Source organism: Mycetocola sp., from assembly GCF_046716805.1.
Lineage (GTDB): Bacteria > Actinomycetota > Actinomycetes > Actinomycetales > Microbacteriaceae > Mycetocola_A.
Window position 1 is genome coordinate 19220 of the sequence record NZ_JBKJWH010000009.1, and the last position, 7851, is coordinate 27070.

A 7851-nucleotide genomic window follows, 5' to 3' on the forward strand; every position below is an offset into this window, starting at 1 on the left:
ATCGGAGAACAATGACCGTTCAGGAGACGATCGAGCGTGTGGTGCTTCTCGATGCCCACGGCGACCCGGTCGGCTCCGATCTCAAGTCGGCGGTGCACACCGAGGACACCCCTCTCCATCTGGCTTTCTCGTGCCACGTCGTGAACGCGTCCGGCGAGGTGCTCGTCACCCGTCGTGCCCTCGGCAAGAAGACCTGGCCCGGGGTCTGGACGAACTCGTTCTGCGGACACCCCCAGCCGGATGAGGTTCCCGTCGACTCCGTCGCCCGCCGCGCCGCCCACGAGCTGGGCCTCGACATCACCACCCTGGAGCTCGTCCTCCCCGACTTCCGTTATCGCGCCGTCGACGCATCCGGCATCGTTGAGAACGAGGTCTGCCCCGTTTACGTGGCCCGCGTCGACACCGACCCCGTCCCCAACCCGCATGAGGTCATGGACGTCGCGTGGGTCGACCCCGTCGTTCTCGGCGGATCGATCGCCAGGACACCATGGGTCTTCAGCCCGTGGCTCGTGCTCCAGGCTTCGCAACTGGAGCTGCTCGGCGGAAACCCGACCCGATCGGCTCCGGAATGAGCGGAGTACTCACCGACTTCGCCGGCACCGGCGTGCACGAGGCTGTGCAGGATCGCCTCGATGCGTTCTTCACCGACCGCATCAGCCTGGCCAGGGCGTACGGCGACAATTACCGACTCCTCTGGGAGGCGGCGCGGTCCGCGAGCCAGGGCGGCAAGATGTTCCGCCCCGCCCTCGTCGTCGGGGTCTACCACGATCTCGGCGGAACCGACGACGACTCCGCCCTGCGCATCGCGACCGCGTTCGAGCTGCTCCACACCGCTTTCCTCCTGCACGACGACGTGATCGACCGCGACCTCGTCCGTCGTGGGGTTCCGAACCTTGCCGGTTCTTTCGCCGCGGATGCCTCGGCGATGGGCGCGACGGACGCCGCGGCCGAGACGTGGGGACAGGCATCCGCGATCCTCGCCGGCGACCTGCTCATCCAGGCGGCGCAGGGCTTTCTCGCCCGGCTGAGCACCCCTGAGGAAATTCGGGCGCAGCTGCTCGACCTGTTCGATCGGAGCATCTTCGTCACCGCCGCAGGCGAACTGGCCGACGTGGCGTTCAGTGCAGGCGTCAGGCTGCCGTCGCTCGCCGACGTGATGGCGATGACCGAGCAGAAGACCGCGAGCTACTCGTTCGAGGCACCGCTCAAGGCCGGCGCGATCCTCGCCCGGGCCGACGCGGAGATGCTCACGATCCTCGGCGAGTTCGGCCGGCTGGTCGGGGTGGCGTTCCAGCTCCGCGACGACCAGCTCGGCGTCTTCGGCGACGCCGAGATCACGGGGAAGAGTGTTCTGGGCGACCTCCGCAATCGCAAAGAGACTCCGCTCATCGCACACGCCCGCTCGACTCCCCGCTGGCCGCAGATCGAAGAGGCGCTCTACGACCTGGAGACCTCGGATGACGACGGCTCCTCGGTCCGGGCCGCCCTGGAGGAGTGCGGCGCGCGGACCTTCGTCGACGCCCTGATCGACGATCACGTGGGTCGCGCCGAAAGCCTCCTCTCCGACTCGAAGCTTCCGGCGGCTCTCGTCGGGCACCTGCGCGACGTCGCCAGGCACGCCGTGGTGCGGGCGGCATGAAGGCTCGGAAGCCTGTCGCGTCGAGCGACCTCTCCCTGTATTCGCGCGTCGCCCACCGGAGTTCGTCGCGGATCATCCGCGACTACTCCACCTCCTTCCGGATGGCGTCGGGGCTGCTCTCCGGCGACGTCCGTAAGCGTGTCGAGGACATCTACGCCCTCGTCCGGGTGGCCGACGAGGTCGTCGATGGCGCTGCGGAACAGGCGGGCCTCGGGCTGGACCGCCAGCGTTCGCTTCTCGACGCGCTCGAGGCGGAGACGAACGCCGCGCTCGAGGACGGCTACAGCACAAACCTCGTCGTCCACGCGTTCGCGATCACGGCCCGCGAGAGCGGCTTCGGCGTCGATCTCACCGCCCCGTTCTTCGCGTCGATGCGGCGCGACCTCAGCACCGTGGATTTCACCGAGGCGGAGCTCCGCGAGTACATCTACGGCTCGGCGGAGGTCGTCGGGCTGATGTGCCTGCGCGTTTTCCTCCGCGGTCGCCCGGTCGAGGACTCCCAACGCCTCCGCCTGGAAGCGGGCGCACGACGCCTCGGCTCCGCATTCCAGAAAATCAACTTCCTCCGCGACCTCGCGACCGACTGGAGCACGCTCGGCCGAAGCTACTTCCCCGGCATCGACCCCGGGCACCTGACCGAGGAGCAGAAGCTGGCGCTGGTCGCGGACATTCAGGCCGACCTCGACGCCGCGGGTTCCGTCATCCCCGAACTGCCCGCGAACTGCCGCCGGGCGGTCGCCGCAGCGCACGGACTGTTCAGCGTTCTCACCGCACGGGTGAGGGCCACCCCGGCCGATGAGCTGCTGTCCGCCCGGGTCCGGGTTCCCACCCGCACCAAGCTGGCGGTCCTCGCCCGCACGATGTTGCCGGCACGGCCGCTGTGAGCGGCGCGAGCACAGGCCGCTCCGCGATCGTGATCGGCGGAGGCATCGCCGGCCTCGCCACCGCGGGACTGCTGGCGAAAGACGGCTTCACGGTCACGCTGCTCGAGGCCCGAAGTGAGCTCGGCGGGCGGGCGGGGAGCTGGGAGAGGGGCGGCTTCCGGTTCGACACCGGGCCGAGCTGGTACCTGATGCCCGAGGTTTTCGATCACTTCTACCGGTTGATGGGCAGCTCAGCCGATGCGGAACTCGCCCTGGCGAAGCTCGACCCGGGCTACCGCGTGTTCTTCGAGAAACACGACGAACCGATCGACATCGCCGCCGACCGCGAAACCAACCTCGACACCTTCGAACGGATCCAACCAGGCGGGCGCGCCGCGCTCACCCGCTACCTGGCATCCGCTCGCGACACGTATGAGATAGCGGTTCGGCGCTTCCTCTACAGCACCTTTCAGTCCTACCGAACAGCTCTCACCCGCGATGTCCTCGGCCGCACCGGCCGGCTCACGCGACTCTTGCTGCAGCCACTGGACACGCTCACCTCCCGCTCGTTCTCCGACCCGCGGCTGCGCCAGATCCTCGGCTACCCCGCCGTTTTCCTCGGCTCGTCACCGTTCGCCGCGCCCAGTCTCTATCACCTGATGAGCCATCTCGACCTCGAGGACGGCGTCTACTACCCACGCGGCGGCTTCACCGAGGTGATCCGAAGCATTTCGGGACTGGCCGAGGCGGCCGGGGTCACGGTGACGACGGATGCCACGGTGACGGCGATCACGACGGCCGGCGGCAGAAGGGCACGCGCCACCGGGGTCCGGTACACCGACCCCGCCGGCAACGACCACCACGTCGACGCCGATGTCGTGGTGTCGGCGGCTGACCTGCACCACACCGAGACGACGCTCCTGCCCGAGTCGCTGCAGAGCTACCCCGAGAGCTGGTGGGCGGACCGGATACCGGGACCGGGCGCCGTGCTGCTGATGCTGGGGGTTGAGGGTGCGCTGCCCGAGCTCGCCCACCACAGCCTGTTCTTCACCGAGGATTGGCACGACAATTTCGACCGGATCTTCGGTGTTCCGACATCGATTCCCGAGCCCGCGTCGATCTACGTCTGCCGGCCGAGCGCAACCGACGACACCGTCGCCCCCGCCGGCGCTGAGAACCTGTTCGTCCTCGTTCCGGTTCCGGCCGACCCGGGGATCGGCTCCGGCGGTGAGGACGGGAACGGCTCTCCGGTCGTCGAGGAGCTCGCGAACACCGTCATCGCGCAGATCGCGACCTGGGCCGGCATCCCGGACCTCGCCGAACGCATCGTCGTCCGCAAAACGGTGGGCCCGCAGGATTTCCGCGACGATCTGAATTCCTGGCGCGGAACGTCGCTCGGCCCGGCGCACACCCTGCGGCAGAGTGCGTTCCTCCGCGGCAAGAACGCCTCGGCGAAGGTCGCCGGCCTGTACTACGCCGGGGCGACGACCGTGCCGGGGATCGGGCTGCCGATGTGCCTGATCAGCGCGGAACTCGTGCTCAAGCGGATCCGCGGCGACCTCAGCACCGGCCCGCTCCCGGAGCCGCTATGAGCGCCGTCTACCTTTTCGTACTGCTGGCCTCGATCGGCTGCATGGTGTTGCTCGACCGGCGGTTTGCGTTGTTCTTCTGGCGGGATGCGCGCCGCGCCGGTCTCGTGCTGGCTGCCGGGGTCCTCTTCTTCGTGCTCTGGGATCTCTCCGGCATCGGGCTCGGCATCTTCTACCGCGGCGAGACCGACTTCATGACCGGGATCGTCGTCGCCCCCGAACTCCCCGTCGAGGAACTCTTCTTCCTCGCCTTTCTCAGCTACCTGACGATGGTGCTTCTCACCGGCACCGATGCGCTGCTCCGGGCCCGGGCGGTGCGCCGATGACCTACGTCTCGCTCAGCCTGGTCTTCCTGGCGATCGCCGCCGCGGTGCTCGCCGTCGCTCTGGCCACATCGCGCGACCGGCGGGTTCTGGTTGCCCGCTGGTGGCTGCCGGTTCTCTGCACCGCTCTCACGCTGACGATCCTCACCGCGGTGTTCGACAACGTCATGATCGCGACGGGCCTCATGGTCTACGAACCAGGCCACCTCGCCGGCATCCTGATCGGCGCCGCACCGATCGAGGACTTCGCCTACCCGGTCGCCGGCCTCCTCCTGCTGCCCGGCGTCTGGCTGCTTCTCGGCCGACGTTCTCGAAGAGGCGCCGGTGTCGACGAATAGCCCCACCCGCATCGCCGGAGCGTTACTGCTCTCGTCGCGGCCGCTCAGCTGGATCAACACGGCCTTCCCGTTCGCCGCCGCCTACCTGCTCACCACCGGGTCGATCGACCTCGCCCTGATCGTCGGCACGATCTTCTTCCTCGTGCCGTACAACCTGGCGATGTACGGCATCAACGACGTCTTCGACTACGAATCGGACCTCGCCAACCCGCGCAAAGGCGGGGTCGAGGGCGCCGTTCTCGACCGCAGCCTTCACCGGTGGACCCTCCTCGCCGCTGCGGTCATCTGCATCCCGTTCGTCGTCGTGCTCGTCCTGCTCGGCAACCCGGCGTCCTGGCTCGTCCTGGCGATCAGCCTCGTCGCCGTGGTCGCATACTCGGCACCCGGACTGCGGTTCAAGGAACGGCCATTCCTGGACTCGGCAACCTCGAGCACACACTTCGTCAGCCCGGCCGTCTACGGGCTGGTCCTCGCCGGGGCGACGCCGGCCCCCGGCCTGTTCGCCCTGCTCGCCGCGTTCTTCCTCTGGGGCATGGCGAGCCATGCCTTCGGCGCCGTGCAGGACATCCTGCCCGACCGGGAGGGCGGCATCGCGTCGATCGCCACGGTGATGGGGGCAGCAACGACGGTCCGGCTCGCCCTCGGCGCCTGGACAACAGCCGGCCTCCTCATGCTGTTCACCGAGTGGCCGGGCCCGCTCGGCGCTCTCCTCGCGCTCCCGTACGTCGTCGCTGTCCTGCCGTACCGTTCCCTTCCCGACGCCGATTCGGAGCGCGCGAACCGTGGCTGGAAGCACTTCCTCTGGCTGAATTTCGTCGTCGGATTCCTGGTCACCATGCTGCTGATCGCCTGGTCGTTCCTCCGCGCATAACTCCGCCGGAACGCTTCACCGGCGCCCGTCGTGCCCGTGAATTCCGAGCCCCGCGCCGGAAATCGACGGGGTGAGGCGGAGTTGTGCGCAGCATCCGTTCGTGCCGCCGGATGCGCCCTGAGCGGACGAGCGCCGGTATGGGCCGAAGCACCCGGTCCGGGAAGGTATCCTTGACTGGTGCTCATGTGTCTGACGGCGAGTCACAAAAACGCCTCCTTCGACCTCCTCGAGCGTCTCTCCGGGGGCGCCGAGTCCGTCGCCGAACGCATCACCGGGCACTCCGAATGTGTTGCGGGAGCCGTGGTCATCTCCACCTGCAACCGCTTCGAGGCGTACATCGACCTCGACGAGCCGGTCACGGCGGGTCAACAAATCGGTATCGAGGCCGCGACGGCAGCCATCAGCGCCGCCTCAGGCATCCCGGCCGAACAGCTGCACTCGACCTGGAAGGTCCACACCGACGAAGACGCAGCCCGGCACCTCTTCGCCGTGTCCGCAGGGCTCGAATCCGTCGTCGTCGGCGAGGGCGAAATCGCCGGGCAGGTGCGCCGCTCGCTTGAAACCGCCCGCGAAGCAGGCACGACCACCAGCGACCTGGAACGACTGTTCCAACGCGCATCGCAGACCTCCCGCGGCGTCAAGAACAACACGCCGCTCGGCCGCGCCGGACGCTCGATCGTGCGCCTCGCCCTCGACCTGGCCGAGAGCCGCATCGTCGACTGGTCCGCCGTCCGTGTGCTGCTCATCGGTACCGGCGCATACGCCGGAGCGAGCCTCGCCGCGCTCCGCGACCGCGGCGTCACCGACGTCGCCGTGTACTCCCCGTCCGGCCGCGCCGCCGGCTTCGCCGCAAGCCACTCGATCCGCGCGGTCGAGGCGGATGCGTTCCCGCGCGAAGCCGCGGACGCAACCATCGTCGTGACCTGCACGACGGCGTCGGGGTTCGTGCTCGACGCAGCACTGCTCACCGCGGGTCGTCTGGCCTCTCACGAGTCACTGCCGGTCTTCGAACACGACGGAACCCCGGGCTGCCCGGTGCACACCGACGCCGGCCAGCTGGTCATCGACCTCGGGCTGCCCCGCAACGTCGACCCTGATGTCGCCGGGGTGCACGGAGTGGACCTGCTCGACCTGGAGACGATCCGCATCCACGCACCGCTCGAGGAACTGCAGGCGACGGATCACGCACACGAGATCGTCGACCGCGCCGCACGTAAGTTCGCGGCCGTCACCGATGAGCGGAGCCTCGCCCCTGCCGTCGTCGCCTTACGCCGTCACGCCCAGGAGTTGCTCGAGTCCGAGATCGCCCGGGTCGCCCCTCGGGACCCGGACGGCGTCGCCGAGCAGGCACTGCGGCACATGATGGGCCGGCTGCTGCACGCCCCGACGGTCCGGGCCCGTGATCTGGCCCGCGCCGGGGACGCCCAGCGCTACATCGACGCCCTCGACGCGCTGTTCGGTCTCGCCGTGGCGTCGGAGGCGGTCGTCGACCTCGAGGCCGGCGAAGCGGCATCCTGAGCTGACGCTCGCCGCACGGCTTTTGCTCCGACGCTCAACAGGAGCGGCGGCCTGAAAGCGTCGGCTTCGTCCTGTTCGACGTCCGAGCCGGTCGATTCATCCGGTTGAGCGGAGGCACAACGAAAAACGCCCGCACCACGAAATCGTGGCGCGGGCGTTCTGTGACGAAGATCTAGTACGTTTCGAACGTTCCGGTGCTTGCGCTGCCGAGGATCGCGAAGAAAGCGATGATCGCGATGATGTAGCCGATCGTGGCGAGTGCACCGATCACGATACCGACGATGGCAAGAACCTTGCCCTGCTCGCCCGTCTTCTTGATCTGGTTCAGCGAGATGATGCCGAGGACGATGGAGATGACCGCGAAGCCGAGAACCGAGCTCACCAGGGTGACGATGGAGAGGACGTTCCACTTCTGGGACTGCTGGCCCGGCTGGCCGTAGGCGGGCGCACCGTACTGCGGTGCCTGCTGCGGAGCGTTGTACTGCGGCGCGCCGTACTGCGGAGCCTGCTGCGGGGCCTGACCGTATGGCTGGTTCGAGCCGGCCGGGGGTACTGGCGGGATGTTGTTGTCAGTCATAGTGCTCCTTCGTAAGCCGGCTTCCATGCTGGCAGTCAGCGAGGGTGAGTGTCAATTGCGGTGACGGCGAATGGCATGGGCAGAAGTCCCCTCTTCGCGGGTAGCGCCGACCGGTGCCTACGGGACGCCGCCG

At 68.4% G+C, this 7851-nt stretch carries 9 protein-coding genes; 8 read left to right on the top strand and 1 reads right to left on the bottom strand.

Going from position 1 to position 7851, the window contains the following annotated elements; all coding sequences use genetic code 11:
- Window positions 1-11 precede the first annotated feature (11 nt).
- The 8 genes from idi (at window position 12) to ACLQ62_RS00775 (ending at window position 7141) form a co-directional block, all read left to right on the top strand.
- Window positions 12-572, top strand: a complete 561-nt coding sequence (gene idi / locus ACLQ62_RS00740) for an isopentenyl-diphosphate Delta-isomerase (RefSeq protein WP_411719744.1) — start codon at window positions 12-14, stop codon at window positions 570-572.
- Complete coding sequence (locus tag ACLQ62_RS00745) at window positions 569-1639, top strand: polyprenyl synthetase family protein (protein ID WP_411719745.1); 1071 nt, start codon at window positions 569-571, stop codon at window positions 1637-1639. The genes idi and ACLQ62_RS00745 overlap by 4 nt, the downstream gene beginning before the upstream one ends.
- On the top strand, window positions 1636-2523 hold the full coding sequence (locus ACLQ62_RS00750; protein ID WP_411719746.1) for a phytoene/squalene synthase family protein: 888 nt from the start codon (window positions 1636-1638) through the stop codon (window positions 2521-2523). The genes ACLQ62_RS00745 and ACLQ62_RS00750 overlap by 4 nt, the downstream gene beginning before the upstream one ends.
- Entirely contained in the window at window positions 2520-4094 is a 1575-nt protein-coding gene (crtI, locus tag ACLQ62_RS00755; RefSeq protein ID WP_411719747.1) for a phytoene desaturase family protein, read from the top strand. The genes ACLQ62_RS00750 and crtI overlap by 4 nt, the downstream gene beginning before the upstream one ends.
- On the top strand, window positions 4091-4417 hold the full coding sequence (locus ACLQ62_RS00760; protein WP_411719748.1) for a lycopene cyclase domain-containing protein: 327 nt from the start codon (window positions 4091-4093) through the stop codon (window positions 4415-4417). The genes crtI and ACLQ62_RS00760 overlap by 4 nt, the downstream gene beginning before the upstream one ends.
- Window positions 4414-4752: a lycopene cyclase domain-containing protein gene (locus ACLQ62_RS00765; RefSeq protein WP_411719749.1), complete on the top strand. Its 339-nt coding sequence runs from the start codon at window positions 4414-4416 to the stop codon at window positions 4750-4752. Before ACLQ62_RS00760 ends, ACLQ62_RS00765 begins: the two co-directional genes overlap by 4 nt.
- Complete coding sequence (locus ACLQ62_RS00770; RefSeq protein WP_411719750.1) at window positions 4739-5623, top strand: prenyltransferase; 885 nt, start codon at window positions 4739-4741, stop codon at window positions 5621-5623. The genes ACLQ62_RS00765 and ACLQ62_RS00770 overlap by 14 nt, the downstream gene beginning before the upstream one ends.
- A gap of 177 nt (window positions 5624-5800) precedes the next feature.
- The gene (locus ACLQ62_RS00775) at window positions 5801-7141 is read left to right on the top strand and encodes a glutamyl-tRNA reductase (protein ID WP_411719751.1); all 1341 of its coding nucleotides are present in this window, start codon (window positions 5801-5803) and stop codon (window positions 7139-7141) included.
- Between the two features lie 172 nt (window positions 7142-7313).
- Here the strand turns inward: ACLQ62_RS00775 and ACLQ62_RS00780 are convergent, their stop codons facing one another.
- Window positions 7314-7718, bottom strand: coding sequence for a DUF4190 domain-containing protein (locus ACLQ62_RS00780; RefSeq protein WP_411719752.1), 405 nt, complete (start codon window positions 7716-7718; stop codon window positions 7314-7316).
- Between the last annotated feature and the right edge of the window lie 133 nt (window positions 7719-7851).

Bases quoted from the DNA above. Each gene is read 5' to 3' on its own strand.
- ACLQ62_RS00780 (WP_411719752.1), bottom strand. From the start codon at position 7,718: ATGACTGACAACAACATCCCGCCAGTACCCCCGGCCGGCTCGAACCAG.
- ACLQ62_RS00745 (WP_411719745.1), top strand. From the start codon at position 569: ATGAGCGGAGTACTCACCGACTTCGCCGGCACCGGCGTGCACGAGGCT.
- ACLQ62_RS00765 (WP_411719749.1), top strand. From the start codon at position 4,414: ATGACCTACGTCTCGCTCAGCCTGGTCTTCCTGGCGATCGCCGCCGCG.
- ACLQ62_RS00750 (WP_411719746.1), top strand. From the start codon at position 1,636: ATGAAGGCTCGGAAGCCTGTCGCGTCGAGCGACCTCTCCCTGTATTCG.
- idi (WP_411719744.1), top strand. From the start codon at position 12: ATGACCGTTCAGGAGACGATCGAGCGTGTGGTGCTTCTCGATGCCCAC.
- ACLQ62_RS00760 (WP_411719748.1), top strand. From the start codon at position 4,091: ATGAGCGCCGTCTACCTTTTCGTACTGCTGGCCTCGATCGGCTGCATG.